Below are 20,276 nucleotides of genomic sequence, written 5' to 3'. Positions count from 1 at the left end.
GGGCATGGGCATGGGCATGGGCATGGGCATGGGCGGCGACTATTGTGTGAGCACCTGTCGGCTAGCAGACTCAGCGCGACGACGGCTGCCGGACACCACAGTGGCCGCCGCAGCCGCAGGGGCACTCGGTACCGCGGTCGCCAGAGTCTGAACGGGTGGGCCGTGATGACCGGTCGGAACCAGCGTGACAGCGCAGGTGCCGTCGTGACTGCCATCCGCCTGGCCGCGTTCAAGGTCGGCGCCGATTCGACCCTGTGACGTGTTGTCGAGAATCCCTTGCATCAGCCCGGCATGGATAGCGCACACCAACGGGTCCACGGTGCCATTATCGATAAACGGGCATGAGTGCAGGTCAATCCGCAGATTAGAGTCCTCGGGCATGGTAGCGCCAAAACCCATCGCGGCGAGCAGATGACGCAGCTTTGCGACCCGGGACCGGAAAGTCTTGCTCGGGTCGCTTCCGTAAGAGAAGGCCCCGCCGGAAGAGGAACCCCCGCCGGACGGGAGTGACGCGTCATTTGCGGCCGCAGTGGCGGACGCTCCGTGTGTACCCCCGGCCCCGACCCCGGGGATGCTGCCGGAGTGGTCGGGAATGGTTCCGGCACGGACCAGCTGCTGAGCCCACAGCTTGCCAATGCGGGTGGCATCCTGGGTGGGCTGAGATGAGTTCTCGTGCAAAAACTGCACGGTGGCGTCCACAAACAGCCGCATCAGCAGAATCGGGAAATCAGGCTGGCTGGGAACCAGCGCCGTATACCCCCACGCCGGACGACCCCGGCCCTTTACCGGAAGACGCTCGCGCCGGGCCACCCCGAGCGCGCACAGTGCATCAATGGACTCCCGCACCGAATTGGCGTGCAGCCCGAGCTTGGCCGCCAGCTCAGCCACCGTCACCGGTGCATCAAAGGAATCAATCGTATTTAAAACGGTTTGCTGAGCAGGGGTCAGCGTGCTCATGGTGCGCAGCAGCGCGCTCAAGTCCAGCCGTGCGGTGTGATCGGACACAACATCTCCTCGTGTGGTGCATGCCTGCGTCCTTTCGGGGGAGGGGCGACAAGCGGGTCGAGCGGTGCCGGCGCCTATCACCAGCCTCGACGACGGGGTGTGGTCGAGGTTGCGGGGCGCCGTGAGCGGTAGACCACATGCGGCCTGCTCACATATCCCACCGGTGCAGACACCACGTGCACGAGCCGAGTAAACGGCCATAGGCACAGAAGTAGCATGCCGGCGATAATGTGCAACTGGTAGACCAGCGGAACCGACAACATGAGCTGTGGATCGGGATGCAGGAGCGCGATGGACCTGAACCACGGACTGATTGTCTGACGATAATCGTACCCGCCACCGAAGATTTGGTGAATAACGGTTGCGGCACCACCGAGCAGAATCGGAATCGACAGCAGGACGTACATAACCTTGTCCATCGGGGAGGTCGCCAGGCGCACGGACTTATTGACAATCCGCCGCCAGATCAAACCGGCGAGCCCGACGATCACCATGAGGGCAGCAATAGTGCCGGGAATCGTGGCGATCAAGTGGTAGGCGTACTCGGAGATCCCGATAGCAGACGTCCAGGACTCGGGAATCGCCAGGCCCATCAGGTGCCCGATAAACACAAACAGCATCCCGATATGGAACAGGGGAGAAGACCAGCGCAGGATACGGCGCTCATAAATCTGGCTGGATCGGCTGGTCCACCCGAATTGGTCCGTGCGATAGCGCCAGATCAATCCGGCGATCAAAATCACGATGGACAGGTACGGAAGGACGATCCACAGGATGATGTCGAGGGCGTTCATGTCCTCACTCCTCGGTCGAATCGGGGCGGGTAGCGGAGTCGGGCGCAACCGCTGACGGATGAAGGGTGCTTTCGCTGCTCAGGGGTTGCAGCTGCTCACGGCCATCGGAGGCAGGAGCATGATGGCCAGTCGTCGGCTGGGTTGCGGCGAGCGCGGCCGGTATCGACCCGTGGTTGGCACCAAAGGGCGGCATAGTGCCGTCCTGGATCCCGACCAGCTCAGTGGGTGGACCCTGGCTGATGAGGCGACGGTAGGCGCGCAGTTTCTCCTCGGTCAGCGGCGGTAACGCTGCACACAGGGCGGTGAGGAGGTGCTGATAGGGCGAGTTGTACCCCATCAGTGCGGACCGGATCACCTCCAGTCCCTCTCGGCTTGCTCGCAGCAGCTCGCCAGCCTCCTCAGAATTTTCTCGGGCGCAGAACTCCAGCACGAGCGGAAGATAATCGGGCAGTTCACCACGCTGAATCTCCCACCCCGAGCGGGCCAGTAACTCACGGAAAGCCACTAGCGCTGAACCCCGGGTGCGGGTATCCCCATCGGTGTAATAGGTCAGATACAGGGCGCACCGTCGGCGCTGATCGAAGGTATCGACGTAATGGGACTGCAAGCAGGACAACCCCAGGTCACGTGCCGACGACGCAAAAGCGCTGATGTTGTGCGCCAAGTGCTCGGGCAGTTCATCGAGCGCCTGCTCCACCGCGTCCAGGTGCTGGAAGGCATCCTCTCCCGGATAATCCAGCAGCAGCGAAAGCGCCATGAACAGCACCCTTTTCTGCTCCGGGGTGCACTCCACCTGGGTAGCGAACGGCAATCGAGGAGCGCCCACGAAGGTGGCTGCCATCTCAGACCACCGTCAGGGGGAGACGCTTGCGGCCCTCGGCAATGCCGTGGAAGGACCCGATCGAATCCATGCCCGGCCCGCCCGGGTTGTTCAGCGGACACCCTTCCAGCTCGGAAATGCCCCGGGGTAGCTCCGGATGGGTCGTGGGTACGACGAAACGATCGTCGTACTTCGCAATGGACAGCAGCCGGTACATCGCTTTCAGGTCCTCGCCGGTGGTGCCGACAGCCCGGGCAATTTCCTCGTCGGGAGTTTTGCCGTTGAAGTCATCGCGCATGTAGCTGCGCATGGCAGCCAGACGGCGCAGTGAGTACTCCACCGGCTTGGTGTCACCCGCGGTGAACAGCCCCGCCAGGTATTCCAGCGGGATCCGCATCCGGGAGATCGCCGTAAACAAAATCCGGTGGTTCTCACCGTCGTTGCCCGAGGCCGTCACCTCGTCCACGACGGGAGACAGCGGCGGGATGTACCAGACCATCGGCAGCGTGCGGTATTCCGGGTGCAGCGGCAGAGCCACTTCGTACCGGGAGATCAGATCCCATACCGGGGAGCGGCGGGCCGCTTCAATCCAGGACGCCGGAACCCCATTGGCAAGGGCCTGGCCAGCGATTTCGGGATCGTGCGGGTCCAGCAGAATGTCACGTTGAGCCCGATACAGGTCCTGTGGATTTTCGGTGGCGGCAGCCTCCCCGACCCGGTCGGCGTCGTACAACAGCACACCGAGATAGCGCAGACGGCCCACGCAGGTCTCCGAGCACACTGTCGGCTGCCCAACTTCAAGACGCGGGTAGCACATTGTGCATTTCTCGGCCTTACCCGTGTGATGGTTGAAGTACACCTTCTTGTACGGGCAACCGGACACGCACATGCGCCAGCCGCGGCAACGATCCTGGTCCACCAGTACAATGCCGTCCTCGGAGCGCTTATACATCGCGCCCGACGGGCAGGAGGACACGCAGGTCGGATTCAAGCAGTGTTCACAAATGCGCGGCAGGTAGAACATGAACGAGCTCTCGATGGACTTGGTGACCGAGAGATTCATCTGCTTGAGCACCGGGTCGCTATCCAGCGTCTCCATGGAACCGCCGAGGTTATCGTCCCAGTTAGGGCCCCAGGACAGCGTGTCCTGATGCTCGCCCGTGATCTTCGAGACCGCCCGGGCCACCGGAAGATTCTGTTGCCCGGCCGGGGCCTGCAACAGTTTGTCGTATTCGTACGTCCACGGCTCGTAGTAGTCCTTTAGCTCAGGCATATCCGGGTTCGCGAAGATCTTCTCCAGCGTCCGCAGCCGCCCGCCCTGGCGAGGCTTTAAACGACCCCGCTGATCGCGTTCCCAGCCGCCCTTCCACCGATCCTGGTCCTCCCAGGTGCGGGGATAGCCCACGCCCGGGCGCGTCTCCACATTGTTGAACCAGACGTACTCGGTGCCCTCGCGGTTGGTCCACGCCTGCTTGCAGGTCACCGAACAGGTATGACACCCGATACACTTATCGAGATTCATCACCATGGCGATCTGTGCCATGACACGCATCAGAACTGCACCTCCTGGGTGGTGCGACGGATCACGGTGACCTCGTCGCGTTGGTTGCCCGTGGGGCCGATGTAGTTGTAGGCGTAGGTCAGGTGACCGTAGCCACCAGCCATATGCGACGGCTTCAAAATGATCCGGGTGAGCGAGTTATGCGTGCCGCCACGGCGCCCGGTCGACGCATTCAGCGGCGTGTTCATGGTCCGCTCAGACGCGTGGTGCAAGAACACGGTGCCCTCGGGGATACGGTGCGAGACCACCGCGCGAGCAGTGACCACGCCGTTGCGGTTGCGGGCCTCAATCCACTCGTTGTCTTTGACACCGATCTTCTCGGCGTCGGCGGGTGACATCCACACCACCTGACCGCCGCGGCCTAGGGTGAGCATCAGCTCGTTGTCGAAATACTGGGAGTGAATAGCCCACTTGTTGTGCGGCGTTAAATACCGCACCGCGACCTCAGCGGCACCATCCCCGCTTCGGCTGCGCATTCCGGGAGCGGCTTCACCGTAGAGATGATGCAGATCCAACGGGGGACGGAACACCGGCATCGATTCGCCCATGGCGCGGAACCAGTCGTGGTCGATGAAATAGTGCATACGGCCCGACAGGGTGTGCCACGGCTTATTGCGTTCGACGTTAATTGCGAATGAGGTGTACCGGCGACCTCCGTGCTCCGAGCCCGACCATTCCGGTGAGGTCACCACGGATTGAGGCTGTGACTGCACATCGGCAAAGCTAATGCGCTTATCGAGTGATCCCTCGGCCAGATCGGCGGTCTGGGTGCCGGTGCGCGCATCGAGGTTCTTAAACCCGGTGTACGCCAGGCGCCCGTTGGTCGTTCCTGACATCGACAGGATCATCTCTGCCGCTTTGATGTCGGTGTCGATTGCTGGGCGGGGGCCGATCGGAGTGGGGAGCAGACCGTGCTTTTTACCATGCGCTTGGACCTCGGGAGTGGGATCGAAATGCACACCCTTGGTGGCCATGCCGACCTTTTCTAGCAGCGGCCCAATCGCGTCGTACTTCTCCCTGATTGCCGTGTAATCGCGTTCAATGACGGAGAGTTTCGGCATGGTGACGCCCGGAACCCAGCCGCAGACCTCGCGCGGAGGCACCGCGCCACCGGCACCGTGCAACTCGTCGGGAGTGTCGTGCATCAGCGGGGCTGCGACTACATCTTTGCGAGTACCCAAATGCCTTGCTGCCAGCTGCGAAACCCGACCGGCGAGATCCTGGAAGAGCGCGAAGTCGGTGCGAGCTTCCCACGGCGGATCAATCGCCGCGTTGAAGGAATGCACAAATGGATGCATATCAGTGCTGGACAGGTCGTACTTTTCGTACCAGGTGGCCGCAGGCAACACAACATCCGAAACGATGGTGGTCGAGGTGTTGCGGAAGTCGGCAGTCACCATGAGGTCGAGCTTGCCCTCGGGGGCTTTGTCGTGCCACCGGATCGAACGCGGGCGCATCGGTTCCTCAAGTTCCGGTGCCGAGGCATCGGAATCCACCCCGAGCATGTGACGCAGGAAAAACTCGGTGCCTTTGGCTGAGGAGCCCATCAAGTTGGTGCGCCAGTTAAACAGCACCCGGGCATGGTTGGTCGGGCCATCGGGATCCTCGCAGGCGAATCCGAGTCGACCGGCGGTGAGTTCCTGCGCGATGTAGGCGGGAACCTCCATTCCCGCGGCTTCCGCCTCGTCAGCCAGCTGCAAACTGGACCGATTAAAGGTCGGATATGCGGGCATCCATCCTCGTTGAGCTGCCTCCACCAAGGTATCCGCAGCGGTCATGTTCTTAAAGGTGTCCCCGGACAGCGGGGAGGCGAGCCGGTCGGCCATGGTGGCGTCGTAGCGCCACTGATCGGTGATGAGATACCAAAAACCAGTCGCGATCATCTGTCGGGCCGGGCGCTGCCAGTCCAAAGCAAACGAGAACTGCGCCCATCCGGTGGTCGGGCGAACTTTCTCCTGTCCAACATAATGAGCCCAGCCACCGCCATTCACGCCCTGGGTCCCGCACATACTGGTCAGAGCAAGAATCGTGCGGTAAATCGTATCGGCATGGTAGTAGTGGTTGATCCCCGCACCCATCACCACCATGGAGCGACCACCGGTTTCTTCCGCATTCATCGCGAATTCCCGGCCAATCCTCGCAATCGCGTTGGCGGGCACACCGGTCAGTTCCTCCGCCCACGCAGGGGTTCCGACCTGGGTGGAGTCCTCGTAGCCCGTCGGCCACGACCCAGGCAGGTTGCTTCGCGCCACCCCGTACTGGGCAAGCAGCAAGTCATACACGGTGGTCACCAACTTGCCTGCCACCCTGCGCACCGGCACACCTCGGCGCAGCACCCCGGCACCGACCGGACCCTCGGGAGTTTTCTCCCCGGGCAAATCGAAGCGGGGCAGGCACACCTCAGCAGTCTCTGCGGTCTCAGAGAACAGGCTAATCAGCGGATCGACCCCATCCAGGGTGAGGTTCCAGCGGCCCTTCCCGGCTTCCCCATAACGGTCCGCGAGGGTGCCGCCTGGATCTTTGACCTCCCCGGACTGGTCCATTACCAGCAGACGGTAGTCGGCATTCTCGGTCTCTGCGAGCTGTCCGCCCAGGTCTTTAGCGGTCAGGAAGTGGCCGGGGATCAGGCCCTCGTCGCTCTCCTCCAAGGAGATGAGGAAGCACGAGTCCGTGTAGCGCTTCATATAGTCGAGGAACCGTGGGGTTTGGCGGTCCACATGGAACTCGGAGAGAATCACGTGCCCCATGGCCAGCGCCAGAGCCCCATCCGTGCCCGGGTTAACCCGCAGCCACTCGTCACCGAACTTGGTGTTGTCGGCGAAGTCAGGGGAGACCGTAACCACTTTCTGACCGTGGTAGCGCGCCTCGGTCATAAAGTGTGCATCAGGGGTGCGGGTGACCGGAATATTGGATCCCCACATGATGAGGTACTGGGAGTTGAACCAGTCACCGGCTTCGGGGACATCGGTCTGATCGCCGAACACCTGGGGGGAAGCGGGTGGGAGGTCCGCATACCAGTCGTAGAACGACAGGTTCACACCACCGATCAGCTGTAGATAGCGCGACCCCGAACCGAAGGACACCAGCGAAGTGGCGGGCAGCACCGAGAACCCGGCGACGCGGTCCGGACCGTAGGTCTTGATGGTGTGCACATTGGCGGCGGCGACGATTTCCATCGCCTCATCCCAGGTACAACGCACCATCCCGCCTTTTCCACGGGCTTTTTTGTAACGGCGGGCTTTAGTCGGGTCCTCGACGATAGATGCCCAGGCTTCCACCGGATCCATGCCCTGGCTGCGGGCTGAGCGATACATTTCCAGCAGCACGCTGCGTACGTACGGGAAACGGATCCGGGTCGGGGAATACTCGTACCACGAGAACGCCGCGCCGCGCGGGCATCCGCGAGGTTCATACTCGGGCAGGTCGGGGCCGGTCGACGGATAGTCGATCTCCTGGGATTCCCAAGTAATCAAACCGTCCTTGACATACACCCGCCACGAACAGGAACCGGTGCAGTTCACCCCGTGAGTGGATCGTACGACCTTGTCGTAACTCCACCGGTCGCGGTAGAAGGTGTCGGCATCGCGTCCGCCGTCGAGGAAGATCTGGCGAGCATCGGGTGAGGCTTTGCCGCGGCGCAGCCAGGAACCGAAGCGCAGCAGAGCTGAGCCGGAGGTCTGCGAGGTGGTGTGAGTGGGGTCGCTCATCGAAGGTGACTCCTCGAATGGATGGCGGCGAGTGACGAGAGGAAGATGATGGGCGCGAACCGTGCTATCGGTGGATGAGGGACTGGGTGGTGTCCTGGCTCAGCACTGGCTCGCGCCCGCACAGGCGGATCAGCCCGGGAAGGGTGCTTTGGGCCTGGCGTACTGGATCCAGCAGATGATCGCGCAGATCACGCAGTAGATACCGCAGATCACGAACCAGGTGACTGGGCCGAGGCCGCTGAGCGCGATACCGACGAAGAACGGGCCAAAGGACGCGATGGCGGCGGTGAATCCGATGGCTCCGCTGGCCTGGATTTTAGGCATGATCATCGGCATCTGTTTGAAGGTGCCAGCGTTGCCAATTCCCGAGAAGAAGAACATGGCGAGCATGCCCCACAGGAAGAACGGGAACTGGGAGGGGCTGGTGGGCGCGAGGAACGCGGCGCAGATGAACAGTGTGATGGCCATACCGACTGCGGAGACGAAGGTCCAGATCGCGCCGCCGAACTTATCGCACAGCGGTCCCCAGATGACGCGTACCAGCGAACCAATGAGCGGGCCGAGGAAGGCGTAGGTGGCGCCTGCGGGCAGATGATCGAAGTGTCCGGCGAAGTCGCTGGCTTTGCCGAAGCTGTTGTTGATCAGCAGGGCGAACTGGGCTGAGAACCCGGCAAACAGGCCGAAGGTCATCACGTACAGGATGGTCATCAGCCAAGTGTTCACATTGCTGAAAATGTGCATCTGTTGACGCAGGTTCGCTTTCACCGGAACGTCTTTTAGCAGGGTGAAGGCGAAGATCGCAGCGATGATGGTCCACGGAACGAAGAAGATGGCCGCGTTGTGAACCCACAGCTGGCCGCCATCGTTGAGTTTTTGCGCTGGAATGAAGGTGATACCGAACAGGCCGACACCCATCAGCAGGGGGCTGGCCAACTGGATGATCGACATGCCGAGGTTACCGATGCCGGCTTGGATACCCAGCGCGGTTCCCTGCAGGCGCTTGGGGAAGAAGTAGCCGGTCGAGGGCATGTAGCCGGAAAAGGAACCGCCGCCGATACCGCAGATAAAGGCCAAGATCAGCAGAGTGACGTACGAGGTGTGCGAGTTCTGCACCGCGAAGAACCAGCCCACCATCGGGATGATGTAGAGCAGGGACGAGAACCCGATCAGTTTGCGGGTGCCGATGATCGGGGGCAAAAACATGTAACACAGCCGGATCAGACCTGCTGATAGGCCTGGCATGGCTGCGAGCCAGTACAGCTGGCCCTTATCGAAGTGGAAGCCGATGTCGTTCAGCTTCGGTGCAATAGCGCTGACCAGGAACCACACGCAAAACGCGATGGTCATGGAGTAGGTGGAGACGGCCAGGGTTATCCAGGCGGTCTTGGCGCTCCACTTCTTGGGGTCCTCAGGGTTCCAGGACTCTATGACGTGGCGTCGCGGGCGGGTGGACGTGGTGGACACGTGATCCTCCGGGGCTCTCATGAGTTGGACGCACTCGGGGTGCGTCCGGTGTAGAAAACGATCGATGTCGCGGGACCGCGACAGTCCGGAGGAGGGGTTCTGCGACCGGACACGGTGATCTTTTCAGGGTCCACCCGGGTTTATTAAAGCGAGCTGAAAGACGGGGAGGGACTTGACTGTGGTATAAGCTAGCTTTTTTTAGCTTCGACCAGGGGATTTATTGAGGTCTAAGGTCCCGGCTGTGGGCCATGTCGGGCTTAGGACCGCGCTGTGGGAGGTTTGTTAGCCGACTTAGGGGCAGCTAAGTGATAGGCATCATGCCTGTGGATGGGTGACGGAGGAGAGTTTTGGGTGATCTGATCGGAGAAGTTGGGCGGCGTCTGCGCAGCGTTCGGCACGCGCGCGGCATCACCTTGGACGAGCTCGCCCGGACCACGGGGATCTCAGTCTCGACGCTGTCGCGGCTGGAATCTGGTGGGCGCAAGCCAACCCTGGAGCTACTCCTGCCGTTATCTCGGGTCTATGGAGTGCCGCTAGATGATCTTGTGGGTGCACCCGCAGTTGGAGATCCTCGGGTGCACCCACGCCCGGTGCGGCGCAACGGAATAACGGTCATCCCTCTAACCCATGTGCCCGGGCCTCAGCAGGCCGTGAAGATGGTTTTTCCGACGACGAGGAACACGCCACACCTGTGCCGTCATGAAGGCTATGAGTGGCTGTATGTGCTGTCTGGGGACCTCAGACTGATTGTCGGCGACTATGACCAGGTTCTGAGTCCTGGGCAAGCGGCGGAATTCGACACCCGCACCCCGCACTGGTTTGGAAGCACTGGCTCCGCTCCCGTGGAAGTCTTAAGTCTGCTCGGTTTGCAAGGCCAGCGAATGCACCTCATAGGGCCCGACGGTGAGGGGATGGGGTCGAGATGAGGCGGTGAGCCCGCGTGCACGCGATTCCGGACAGCCACAGTCCTACTCCGTAGGCTCCGTGTGCGCGGATGCTCCCGAGACGAGCTTGGGCGGGGTTTGGTGTCTTCGAGGCGGCCACACCGAATCCGAAGGCTGGCTGCATGAGGAACCACGGTGCCGCTAGTGTGGCGAGACCCATCGTGACTGCTGGAAGCAGCTTGGGCCGGTCGAGCAGCTGAGGTTTGATTGCGGCCATGGTCACCGCGAAACTCGCGCCAATCCCGTAGTGGGCACTCCATCCGAGGGCGCGTTCGTGGGGGACGGGTTGCGCTGCGCTGATGGAGTCGTGGCGGAATTGGCCGCGCTTCATGTGGCCGAGCCATCGCCCTACCAGTGCATAGTCCAGGGAACGAGTCCCGCGGGTGCGTCGAAGTACCTCAGCCGTTGCGTCCATAACGGCGGTCGCTCCGACCCCCACGATGATCGCCTGGCAGATCTGACCCTGTGAAAGTCGCATGCTGTGCTCCTAGTTTTGGTAGTGGGAACCTACCGTCGCTAGGAGGAAACCGGATTGGCAATCAGGTTTGCCGAATCGGCAAATATGTCCTGGGGTGACAGACGGATCGTGCGGTGATGCGGGGCTTGATCGACATGGGGCCTAGCGAAGTGATGCCAACCCATGCCAACCTCGCGCGTGGGCGCACTCACCCACCCGCAAAAGGCGGCAAAACGTCGATCTGGTCCCCGTTGGAGAGTCCAGTGGTCAGGTCAGCGCACGAGACGCGGTTAAGCAGGTAGCTAGACCGGTCAATCACCGTGGCGGCGGTGGAGTCACCGTTCGCCTCGCCGTGAGCCTTGGCCGCCGATAAGGCGTCGCCGAGTGTGCAGGCGTCAACGGATAGTTCGTCGGTGCGCATCGTCGCGGCGGCGGCAGCGAAAAAGCGGAGGTTTACAGCGGGCATGGGAGGCTCCTTGGGTCTGTCTCGACGGACGCCATGACGGCGGGTGCGGTACGAAGAGGGATGCGGTGCACGGCGGGTTACCCGCCAATTGCGCTCATTGGCCGCTCAGGCTGCACGAAGTCCTCACGATTCATACCGTGACCAGCCTGTTTGCCCCAGTGAGCGAGGCGCCACAGATCAGCGATCTCCGTGTCGCTAGCCCCGGACCGCAGCGAGGTAAGCAGATCTGTTTCCTCGCGCGCAAACAAGCAGGTGCGCACGCGGCCTTCGGCAGTGAGCCGGGTGCGTCGGCAATCGCCGCAGAACGGACGGGTCACAGAGGCAATCACGCCAACCTGCCCCAGCACCGGATCACTCGTCGAGCTACCTGCCTGCCGGACATCGAACAGTTCCGCGGGTGAGCCATTGCGTGGAGCTGAATGGGCAGTGAGGGTAAAACGCTGCGACAGCAGGTCCAGCACATCGGACGCCGTCACAATCTGACGCCGCTGCCAAGTATGCCCCGCGTCTAAAGGCATCTGCTCAATAAAGCGCAGTTGCAGACCGCGGTCGAGGCACCACGCCAGAAGATCAGCGGCTTCATGATCGTTGATTCCCGGCATGAGGACCGCATTCACCTTCAGCGGCGTAAGCCCCGCAGCCAGCGCCCCGTCGATCCCATCCAGAACCCGGTGCAGCAGCGGACGGCGGGTCAGACGCTCGAAAGTTTCGGACACCACGGAATCCAGCGACACATTGACCCGGTTGAGCCCCGCCTGGCGCAGCGCCTCGGCGCGGGTATCCAAACCAATCGCATTTGTGGTCAGCGATAGATCAGGACGCGGCGATAGCGACGCAACCGCCGAGAGGATCTCGGGTAGTTCAGGTCGAGTGAGCGGTTCCCCGCCGGTAAACCGCACCTGCTGAACGCCGAGATGATGAACCGCAATATCGACGAGCCGAACGATTTCATCAGTGCTCATCAACTGGTTTTTGCGCAGAAAATCTAACCCCTGAGCTGGCATGCAGTAAGTGCAACGCAAATTGCAGAAGTCCGTCAGCGAAACCCGCAGATCGGTAGCGGTGCGCCCATACGTATCGACAAGACCCGATGACGCAGGGCGGGTGCGCTCATCGCCAGTGCCGTCATGCGGCAAAGACCGTCCGGGTATAGTGACCGGGTCAACGCTGCGCGACATGCGCGGCATTCCCAGCTCGACACGCTTGCGGGGCATCCGACCTCCTCACGGTTCTTCATGGTGGTTGCTGTCGGCTCGCCCTCGTTGTGCGATGCCTCCCCAGCATAGCGAGGCGCGCGGTCGCGGAGAGATGAGCATCCTCACGTCGATCCTGATGGGCAGTGAAAAGGTCTGATCTGTTCCTTACTCACTGTGACGATCAAGGCACTGATCACCTGGATAGCCGTCATGTCAGGCAACGGGAGCACCACGCCGCTGCTCATGGAGGCGGTAACGGCACCACTTGCTGTGATGATCATGGCGCGACGAAAGTGCCATGATGGGAAGTGTTACCCGCTCATCCGCCGCTCGGTTCCCCGACGTCTGTGAGGTTTAACTATGCACCACTCGACTGCGCGCCATTCGTCTGCGCGCCAAGGCGTGCCAGCGGACACCGCACGAGAGGATATCGACACCTATGCGGATCGAGTGCGGGCCCTGCTCGCATCCTCACGAGAGCCATTGACTCTGCCCCTGAGCGCAGCGCTCGGTCGCTGCGCGTGGGATGAAATCACCTCGTCGGTCGACGTGCCTGGTGTGGATAACTCCGCCATGGACGGCTACGCGGTGCGCGCGGAGGATCTGCCGACGCTGCTCGACAACGGCATGGTGACCCAAGATTCGTCGAGTGCGCGCGGGGTGCTGACCTCTGACGCCACGGCCTATCGGATTGATCTTCCGCTGGCGAGCATGACCCCAGCTGGGGCACCGCCTGTCGATCTTCCCCCCGGGCACGCCGCGCCCATTATGACCGGTGCCGCCATGCCGCACGGTGCCGACTGCGTCATTCCCGTCGAATGCTCAGCACTCGGACGGTTTTCACACGAGGCAGCTGACCGGGTGGAGCTGCGCATCCCCGTCGAGATGATGAATAAACCGCTGGCAGGCCTCTATGTTCGCCGTCGCGGTTCAGACACACACGCGGGTGCGAACTTGGTCGCTGCCGGGGACCGGCTCACCCCCTCTCGGTTAGCTCTGCTGGCCTCCTGCGGGATCAGCGAAGTCGAAGTGGTCAGGCCACGGCGAGTGCTCGTGCTGTCCACCGGCACCGAACTCGTCGCCCCGGGTGCTCTGCGCACTGACGGTTTGGCGTTCGATGCGAACACCACCGGGATCAGGGCAATGCTGGAAGATATGGGCGCCGAAGTGATCGCAAGCGAAGTGGTCAGCGATGACCCGATGGCTTTGCGCGAACTGATCGGCACCTACACCGGCATGATTGACCTGGTGGTGAGCTCGGGTGGCGTGAGCGCCGGGGCGTTTGAAGTGGTGAAGCAAGCGGCACAGCTCCCGGGTAAGCCTGCTATCGACCTCACCTTCACCCGGGTCGGAATGCAACCGGGCGGTCCCCAGGGGCTCGGCACGGTGACGCTCGGGGCAGCTCAGATTCCGTGGATCGCTCTTCCGGGTAACCCGGTCTCGGCCCTGCTCAGCGTCGAACTGTTCGTCCGACCGGCCCTGCGCGGCGGAACTTCTGGCCGGGTTCTTGCCCGGCTACCGCTGCGACTTCCCGAGGGGACGGTGACCTCACCGGAGGGTTTGGTGCAGTGGCGGCGTGCCCGGGTCGCTGGGGATGGGGTGTCCCTGGTCGGAGGCCCCTCATCGCACTTGCTCGGTGCTTTTGCTGATTCAAACTGTTTAATCCGGGTTCCCGCCGACGTGACTATTCTGCGCGACGGCGACGAGGTCGATGTAAGGATTCTGGGATGACGTCAACAATTCCGCGTCCAGATGAGACGCCCGTGACTAAACCGGCGGGCAGCGGAGGTTTGAGTCACGTCCGGGGCGATGGGTCGGCGCACATGGTCGATGTGACCGCCAAAGCCGTGACCTCGCGCCAAGCCACAGCCCGGGCCCGACTCCTGACCAGGACGGATGTTGTGCAGAGGATCGCTGACGGCGACTTGCCTAAGGGGGAGGCTCTGCCGGTCGCTCGGATCGCAGGGATTTTGGGGGCCAAGCGCACTAGCGATCTGATTCCGCTGTGCCATCCACTGCCACTTGGCGCCATCACGGTGGACTTCGCCCCGGACGGTGACCAGGTGGAGATTCGAGCGACTGTGCGCACCAGCTCGCGCACCGGTGTGGAAATGGAAGCGCTGACAGCGGTCAGCACGGCGGCGCTCACCCTCTACGACATGATTAAGGCCGTCGATAAGCACGCGCGGATCACCGATATCGAGGTGCTTGCCAAGTCCGGGGGCAAAAGCGGGGACTGGTCGCTGGAGGAGACGTCGTGAATGTCGAGGGCGGAGATAGCCGTCGGGCGCTGGTCGTGATTGCGTCGACCCGTGCCGCCGATGGTACATACGAGGACCGAACCGGTCCCATTCTCACGGCGTGGCTCAGCGAACTCGGCTACCGTGTGCCTGCGCCCGTGGTGGTTCCAGATGGTCCCGCCGTCGGCGAGGCGGTGAAGACGGGCCTGGATGAACAGGTCGATCTGCTCATCACCTCCGGCGGAACGGGGATCTCACCCTCTGATGTCACCCCGGAACAGACCCTGCCGTTTCTAGACAGGCAGCTTCCCGGAATCCCCGAGGCTATTCGAGCCCTCGGGGCGAGTAAGACTCCGGCTGCTATTTTGAGCCGAGGCATTGCTGGTACTGCGGGGCGCACCCTGGTGGTGAACCTGCCCGGGTCGCGAGGCGGTGTCCGCGATGGAATCAGTGTGCTGGAGCCGATTCTGGCGCATGTGTACGACCAGTTCCGAGGGGGAGGGCACTGATGACCCAGCACGACCATGTGAGCGAGAAAGGCCATGTCGGGCGGGAGAATAAAGGCCTTGCCGGGCGGGAGAATGGTGTGGCCGAGCACGACCGCGATACAGATCAAGATGCTACGGCCGAGAAGAATCACGCCGACCGCAGTGGTACACAGATGACGGATGTGGCAGTGCTTGGGCATCCGGGTGATCCTGCGTTCGGAGATATCGCGGAGAGAATCCGGTACACACAGGTCACCACCGACGAGATTTCCACCATGCGGATGGCGAGTATGGTGATTGATCCGCGGTGCGGTGCCGTGGTCACCTTCGACGGTGCTGTGCGCGACCACGATGAGGGACGCGGTGTGGTGCGTCTGGTCTATAGCGCGCACCCGAGCGCCCAGGAGGTCATCGAAGAGGTGGCCCGGGAGGTAGCTACACGCTACCCAGGAGTGATCTTGGCACTGGCGCACCGGGTGGGCACGCTGAGTGTGGGGGAGACGGCGCTCGCCTGCGCGGTGGCTGCCGCCCATCGCAAACTGGCGTTTATTGCATGCGATGACCTCGTTGATACCGTGAAAAAACGCCTGCCCATATGGAAGGAGCAGGCGTTTACGGATGGCTCAAGCGAATGGGTTGGTGCTCTCGAATAAGGAGGTGTCTCGTACGAGCTGTCGTGTAGGAGGTGTCTGGACGGCTCGGACGTTCTTGGCGGGGCGTCGGTCGGCAGCTTTGGTTGGATGCAGCTAGTCAGTGCTACAAGCCCGCATGGCTGTTAGTCCGTTTGAGTGGGCTTGTAGGTCGTCTGAGTTGGCTTGGGGTACGGACTGAAACGGCTTAGGTGGCCTCAGCGGGGGATGGAAAAGCTTCCGATGGGTTGGCCGGAGCGCGCGTTCAGGAGGTGCGAGTACGTGGTGCCGGTTTGTCCGTCGGTCGGGCCAGCAACGGGACGGCTGGAACGGCGGCGCAGAACGTCGAGCAGGCGCAGCTCCCGGCGGTTCGCATGCTTCTTGTTGGTCTTGAGCATCATGATGAAGGGTCACTCCTAGTGATGGTCGGTTAGTGCTGGTGAGGCCCGGGATCGCCGGTGCGTCTCGGTATTAACGCTATGGTTTCGTGACCGGTATGCGCTCGTGAATAAGACGCGACATTCCATATCGTGAGATTTTTTGGGGGGAGGTGCGTCACAGCGGGACGTATTGCCCTCCAGTCGTGATCTGTGGCGCATCAGTCGCGAGCAATCGGGTAGCGATTGGGTAGCGGTTGAAGCGGGGATAGTTAGCACTCACCTTGCGCGAGTGCCAATCTGGCTTTAGATTGGATTGCGTTGGCAGTCTCACGGTGAGAGTGCCAACGACCCGGAGTCTTCGGGGTTGGCACCGCGACGACGACCACGTAAGGACTCCTCGACGAAGCACCCGTTTCGTCCACCTCTTTTGTCTACAAGACACAAAGACATCAAGACATCGTTTCACCGAGTCACGAAGGAGAGGTCGCATGTCGGTCTCCATCAAGCCCCTCGAGGACCGCGTCGTTGTTCGCCCGCTGGAGGCGGAGCGCACCACGGCCTCCGGCCTGGTTATCCCGGACACTGCCAAGGAGAAGCCGCAGGAGGGCGAGGTCATCGCCGTCGGTGACGGACGTTTCGACGACAAGGGCGAGCGCGTCCCCATGGACGTCAAGGTCGGCGACAAGGTCATCTTCAGCAAGTACGGCGGCACCGAGGTGAAGTACGGCAACGAAGAGCTGCTGATCCTCGGCTCCCGCGACATCCTCGCGATCGTCCAGGGCTGATCCATGGCTAAAGAAATCATCTACGACGAGGACGCCCGTCGCGCCCTTGAGCGCGGTGTGGACAAGCTCGCCAACACCGTGAAGGTCACCCTCGGCCCCAAGGGCCGCAACGTGGTGCTCGACAAAAAGTGGGGCGCGCCGACCATCACCAACGACGGCGTGACCATTGCGCGCGAAGTTGAGCTCGAGGACCCATTCGAGAACCTCGGCGCTCAGCTAGCCAAAGAGGTTGCCACCAAGACCAACGATGTCGCTGGTGACGGCACCACCACCGCGACCGTTCTGGCCCAGGCACTCGTGCACGAAGGCATGCGTAACGTCGCTTCCGGCGCCGCCCCCTCCGCTCTCAAGCGTGGCATGGAAGAGGCCGTTGAGGCCGTCTCCCAGAAGCTCTCCGAGCTGGCGAAGGACGTCGAGGGCAAAGAGCAGATCGCGAACGTTGCTGCGATCTCCAGCCAGGACCGCGAAATCGGCGAGCTCATCGCCGAAGCCTTCGACAAGGTTGGCAAGGACGGCGTGATCACGGTGGAGGAGTCCTCCACCACCGCGATGGAGCTCGACTTCACCGAGGGCATGCAGTTCGACAAGGGCTTCATCTCGCCCCACTTCGTCACCGATGCAGACCGGCAGGAAGTCGTTCTGGAGAATGCCAACATCCTGATCAATCAGGGCAAGATCTCCGCTTTGGCTGATCTGCTGCCAGTCCTGGAAAAGGCTATCGACACTGGCAAACCGCTGTTCATCATCGCTGAGGATGTCGAGGGCGAGGCTCTGTCCACCCTGGTCCTTAACCGTATCCGCGGCACCTTCAAGGGCGCTGCTGTGAAAGCTCCGGCTTTCGGCGACCGCCGCAAGGCGATGATGCAGGACATCGCGATCCTCACCGGCGCACAGGTGGTCAGCTCGGATATCGGCCTCGACCTGAAGTCCGTCGGCCTGGAGGTGCTCGGCACCGCCCACCGCGTCGTGATCACCAAGGAGACCACCACTATCGTGGGTGGCGCTGGTGACGACGAAGCTGTGGCCGATCGCGTCGCACAGATCCGCGCCGAAATTGAGCGCACCGACTCCGACTGGGACCGTGAGAAGCTCCAGGAGCGCCTCGCCAAGCTCGCAGGCGGCGTGTCCGTCATCAAGGTGGGCGCCCACACCGAGGTCGAGCTCAAAGAAAAGAAGATGCGCATCGAGGACGCGGTCTCTGCAACCCGCGCCGCCATCGAAGAGGGCATCGTGTCCGGCGGTGGCTCTGCCCTGGTGCAGGCCGTCAAAGCGCTGGACGGCGACCTCGGAACCAGTGGCGACCAGGCCGTCGGTGTGCGCGCCGTGGCCAAGGCCCTGGTTGAGCCGCTGCGCTGGATCGCCGAAAACGCCGGCCACGAGGGTTACGTCGTGGTCGAAAAGGTGAAGGAAGCTCAGCCCGGTCACGGTCTGAACGCCGCCACCGGCGACTACGTCGATCTGCTCGCTGAGGGCATCATCGACCCGGTGAAGGTGACTCGTTCCGCTCTGCGCAACGCGTCCTCCATCGCCGCGCTGGTGCTCACCACCGAGACGCTGGTCGTCGACAAGCCCGAGGAAGAAGCCGCGCCGGCCGCCCCCGGCCACGCGCACTGATCGGCCCCGGCGCTTCACGCCCGTAGGCGCAATGCCCCGGTCACCCTATGGTGGCCGGGGCATTGCCATATGGAGATTTGGTAGGGCGCGGTTGTTGTGAATGGTGGTGTGGCGCGCTTCCGCTAAGGGCTGGTCAGAACAAATCCAATGCCTCACAGAGACGATCCGCGTCCAGCTGCCCCGGGGCGCTCGCGGCATCACCCAATGCGGCAAATGTGGCGGCACTGCCGAACACATGCCCGGCAATGCGGGTCACCACACCTAGCGAGCCCATCGAAATCGCGATCACCGGAACTTTCGGATTCTGCACGGTCACCTCGCGGCACACCGTGAGCATGCGCAGCACGTCATTCGCATCGCCCGGGGTCACTGCCACTTTCCATGCATCTACACCCAAGGTATGCATCCTCGAAAACACCGCGTGCAGCCGTGCGCGCGACGGTGTGCCACCAAAGTCGTGGAACGAGGCGATAGAAAACACGCCGTTCGCCACCGCTTCCTTGAGAATCATTTGTGCGGCCTGTTCCCCGCGATTCAGCTCTATATCGACCGCATCGGCGGCGGGCAGCAGTGAAACCACCGTCTGGGCATAGGCCACGGTATCTAGATCTGCCGCCCCGCCTTCGGTTCGCGTACGCACCGTGAGTAGAAGCGGCTTCGGGGCGATCAGAGCGCGCAGCTCATGGCCCAACTCCAGCAGTCCAGGCGGTGCCGTTATGGGCTCGACGGGATCGTCGTGAGGGACACGAGTGAGATCGGTGGGGGTACAGGGGACGAGATCGTCGGGGTTGCGGAGCAGATCCACCCGCCATTCGACTATGTCACATGGCGCCGCGGACGCCGCGCGCGCCTGACAGCGCAAAATCGCAGGATCCACCCCGGTCAGAGAGACGATAACCGCAGGTCGTCCCCCCGAAGTGGGAACTAGCGGAACATGACGGGATGCCTGCATAGAAGCTCCTCTATACGGTGCGGACCCTCGGAATGCTACCGGGAACCGGGCCGGTCAGATCCTAGGATGGTTGTGGATGAGCAAAGGTTACGACTCAAGGAGAATCGGGTGATGAGGCAGGAAGCAGAACGCACCTTCCGTCCCCCGTATGCCGCGAAGATCGGCGCAGTCGTCGCCGCCATAGTTTTCGTGGTGATCCTCGAATTCATGGTGATCGTCAGCTTTGTGGGGCAAAAGCTATGGGAGGACCCACGGCTCTTTCATGATCTCCTGTTCACGCTGCCCGCAGCGCTATGGATCCTCTTCGCACTGATCGCCATCGTGTTCGTAGTGCGTACCATGGCAGCTCGGCTCTGCGTCAGCAATACCGGACTGCGGGTTCGAGGCATCGTCAGCAGCGCCACCGTCGCCTGGAAAGACATCTCGACAATCTGGTTTATCCGCGACCTCAGCCGAAGCCTCAGCCCCGCCGAACTTATGACACCAGAAGACGCGTCCTACGAATCTGTGATCGTGATGGGAGCGGGAACCAGACGCTACGCCAACCTATCCAGCCGATTCTTTGGGCAAAACGCTCAAGCGGAGGTGCGTAGGCAAGCGCAGGCGCACGGAGTGAGGTGCGAAGACATCTCATCCATCACCCCTCGCGACATGAACCGGACCGTCCCCGGAGCTCTCACCCTGGTGGAACGTCATCCGCGTCTGGCGATGCTTGTCCTCATCGCGGTCTACATCGCGCAATACGTGGTGACCTTTGAAATTTGGGGAGTGTGA

At 62.2% G+C, this 20,276-nt stretch carries 19 protein-coding genes; 8 read left to right on the top strand and 11 right to left on the bottom strand.

What is annotated here, in order from left to right; all coding sequences use genetic code 11:
* Nucleotides 1-39: 39 nt before the first annotated feature.
* The 6 genes from BN1724_RS07365 to BN1724_RS07340 all read right to left on the bottom strand — a co-directional run bounded on the left by BN1724_RS07365 (nt 40) and on the right by BN1724_RS07340 (nt 9,351).
* Complete coding sequence (locus BN1724_RS07365) at nt 40-1,005, bottom strand: helix-turn-helix transcriptional regulator (RefSeq protein WP_058234838.1); 966 nt, start codon at nt 1,003-1,005, stop codon at nt 40-42.
* 77 nt (nt 1,006-1,082) lie between these two features.
* Complete coding sequence (gene narI, locus BN1724_RS07360; protein ID WP_058234837.1) at nt 1,083-1,799, bottom strand: respiratory nitrate reductase subunit gamma; 717 nt, start codon at nt 1,797-1,799, stop codon at nt 1,083-1,085.
* A gap of 4 nt (nt 1,800-1,803) precedes the next feature.
* The gene (narJ, locus tag BN1724_RS07355) at nt 1,804-2,640 is read right to left on the bottom strand and encodes a nitrate reductase molybdenum cofactor assembly chaperone (RefSeq protein ID WP_084252858.1); all 837 of its coding nucleotides are present in this window, start codon (nt 2,638-2,640) and stop codon (nt 1,804-1,806) included.
* A gap of 1 nt (nt 2,641) precedes the next feature.
* Nucleotides 2,642-4,171: a nitrate reductase subunit beta gene (gene narH, locus BN1724_RS07350; RefSeq protein ID WP_058234836.1), complete on the bottom strand. Its 1,530-nt coding sequence runs from the start codon at nt 4,169-4,171 to the stop codon at nt 2,642-2,644.
* Entirely contained in the window at nt 4,171-7,887 is a 3,717-nt protein-coding gene (locus BN1724_RS07345) for a nitrate reductase subunit alpha (RefSeq protein WP_058234835.1), read from the bottom strand. The genes narH and BN1724_RS07345 overlap by 1 nt, the downstream gene beginning before the upstream one ends.
* Nucleotides 7,888-8,016: 129 nt before the next feature.
* Nucleotides 8,017-9,351, bottom strand: a complete 1,335-nt coding sequence (locus tag BN1724_RS07340) for an MFS transporter (RefSeq protein WP_231928191.1) — start codon at nt 9,349-9,351, stop codon at nt 8,017-8,019.
* 347 nt (nt 9,352-9,698) lie between these two features.
* On the opposite strand from BN1724_RS07340, the gene BN1724_RS07335 reads away from it, so the two are divergent.
* Nucleotides 9,699-10,277, top strand: a complete 579-nt coding sequence (locus BN1724_RS07335; protein WP_058234834.1) for a helix-turn-helix domain-containing protein — start codon at nt 9,699-9,701, stop codon at nt 10,275-10,277.
* Here the strand turns inward: BN1724_RS07335 and BN1724_RS07330 are convergent.
* The 3 genes from BN1724_RS07330 to moaA form a co-directional block, all read right to left on the bottom strand.
* A complete protein-coding gene (locus BN1724_RS07330; protein WP_058234833.1) occupies nt 10,240-10,773 on the bottom strand; it encodes a DUF2938 domain-containing protein in 534 nt (177 codons plus the stop codon). The two genes, BN1724_RS07335 and BN1724_RS07330, sit on opposite strands and share 38 nt — an antisense overlap.
* Nucleotides 10,774-10,960: 187 nt before the next feature.
* Nucleotides 10,961-11,218: a MoaD/ThiS family protein gene (locus BN1724_RS07325; protein WP_058234832.1), complete on the bottom strand. Its 258-nt coding sequence runs from the start codon at nt 11,216-11,218 to the stop codon at nt 10,961-10,963.
* 77 nt (nt 11,219-11,295) lie between these two features.
* Nucleotides 11,296-12,432 (bottom strand): GTP 3',8-cyclase MoaA, encoded by a 1,137-nt coding sequence (gene moaA, locus BN1724_RS07320; RefSeq protein ID WP_084252856.1) that lies wholly within the window; start codon nt 12,430-12,432, stop codon nt 11,296-11,298.
* Between the two features lie 342 nt (nt 12,433-12,774).
* Between moaA and BN1724_RS07315 the strand changes: the two genes are divergently transcribed.
* The 4 genes from BN1724_RS07315 to BN1724_RS07300 are packed head-to-tail and all read left to right on the top strand — an operon-like array spanning nt 12,775 to nt 15,795.
* Nucleotides 12,775-14,145, top strand: coding sequence for a molybdopterin molybdotransferase MoeA (locus tag BN1724_RS07315; protein ID WP_067635254.1), 1,371 nt, complete (start codon nt 12,775-12,777; stop codon nt 14,143-14,145).
* Nucleotides 14,142-14,675 (top strand): cyclic pyranopterin monophosphate synthase MoaC, encoded by a 534-nt coding sequence (moaC, locus tag BN1724_RS07310; protein ID WP_058234831.1) that lies wholly within the window; start codon nt 14,142-14,144, stop codon nt 14,673-14,675. The genes BN1724_RS07315 and moaC overlap by 4 nt, the downstream gene beginning before the upstream one ends.
* Nucleotides 14,672-15,163, top strand: coding sequence for a MogA/MoaB family molybdenum cofactor biosynthesis protein (locus BN1724_RS07305; RefSeq protein WP_058234830.1), 492 nt, complete (start codon nt 14,672-14,674; stop codon nt 15,161-15,163). Before moaC ends, BN1724_RS07305 begins: the two co-directional genes overlap by 4 nt.
* Complete coding sequence (locus BN1724_RS07300; RefSeq protein WP_407919298.1) at nt 15,163-15,795, top strand: molybdenum cofactor biosynthesis protein MoaE; 633 nt, start codon at nt 15,163-15,165, stop codon at nt 15,793-15,795. The genes BN1724_RS07305 and BN1724_RS07300 overlap by 1 nt, the downstream gene beginning before the upstream one ends.
* Nucleotides 15,796-15,989: 194 nt before the next feature.
* Here BN1724_RS07300 and BN1724_RS07295 read toward each other — a convergent pair whose 3' ends face one another.
* On the bottom strand, nt 15,990-16,172 hold the full coding sequence (locus tag BN1724_RS07295; protein ID WP_058234829.1) for a hypothetical protein: 183 nt from the start codon (nt 16,170-16,172) through the stop codon (nt 15,990-15,992).
* 467 nt (nt 16,173-16,639) lie between these two features.
* On the opposite strand from BN1724_RS07295, the gene groES reads away from it, so the two are divergent.
* Both groES and groL read left to right on the top strand, forming a co-directional pair.
* Nucleotides 16,640-16,936 (top strand): co-chaperone GroES, encoded by a 297-nt coding sequence (gene groES, locus BN1724_RS07290; protein WP_058234828.1) that lies wholly within the window; start codon nt 16,640-16,642, stop codon nt 16,934-16,936.
* 3 nt (nt 16,937-16,939) lie between these two features.
* The gene (groL, locus tag BN1724_RS07285; protein WP_058234827.1) at nt 16,940-18,550 is read left to right on the top strand and encodes a chaperonin GroEL; all 1,611 of its coding nucleotides are present in this window, start codon (nt 16,940-16,942) and stop codon (nt 18,548-18,550) included.
* 133 nt (nt 18,551-18,683) lie between these two features.
* Here the strand turns inward: groL and aroD are convergent, their stop codons facing one another.
* Nucleotides 18,684-19,502, bottom strand: coding sequence for a type I 3-dehydroquinate dehydratase (aroD, locus tag BN1724_RS07280; RefSeq protein ID WP_058234826.1), 819 nt, complete (start codon nt 19,500-19,502; stop codon nt 18,684-18,686).
* Nucleotides 19,503-19,613: 111 nt separating this feature from the next.
* Between aroD and BN1724_RS07275 the strand changes: the two genes are divergently transcribed.
* Complete coding sequence (locus tag BN1724_RS07275) at nt 19,614-20,276, top strand: hypothetical protein (RefSeq protein ID WP_058234825.1); 663 nt, start codon at nt 19,614-19,616, stop codon at nt 20,274-20,276.

The sequence above is a fragment of the Devriesea agamarum genome, assembly GCF_900070355.1.
Taxonomy (GTDB): Bacteria; Actinomycetota; Actinomycetes; order Actinomycetales; family Dermabacteraceae; genus Devriesea; species Devriesea agamarum.
The sequence above is the reverse complement of the archived record's forward strand: the minus strand, read 5'-3'. Positions and strand labels throughout refer to the sequence as shown.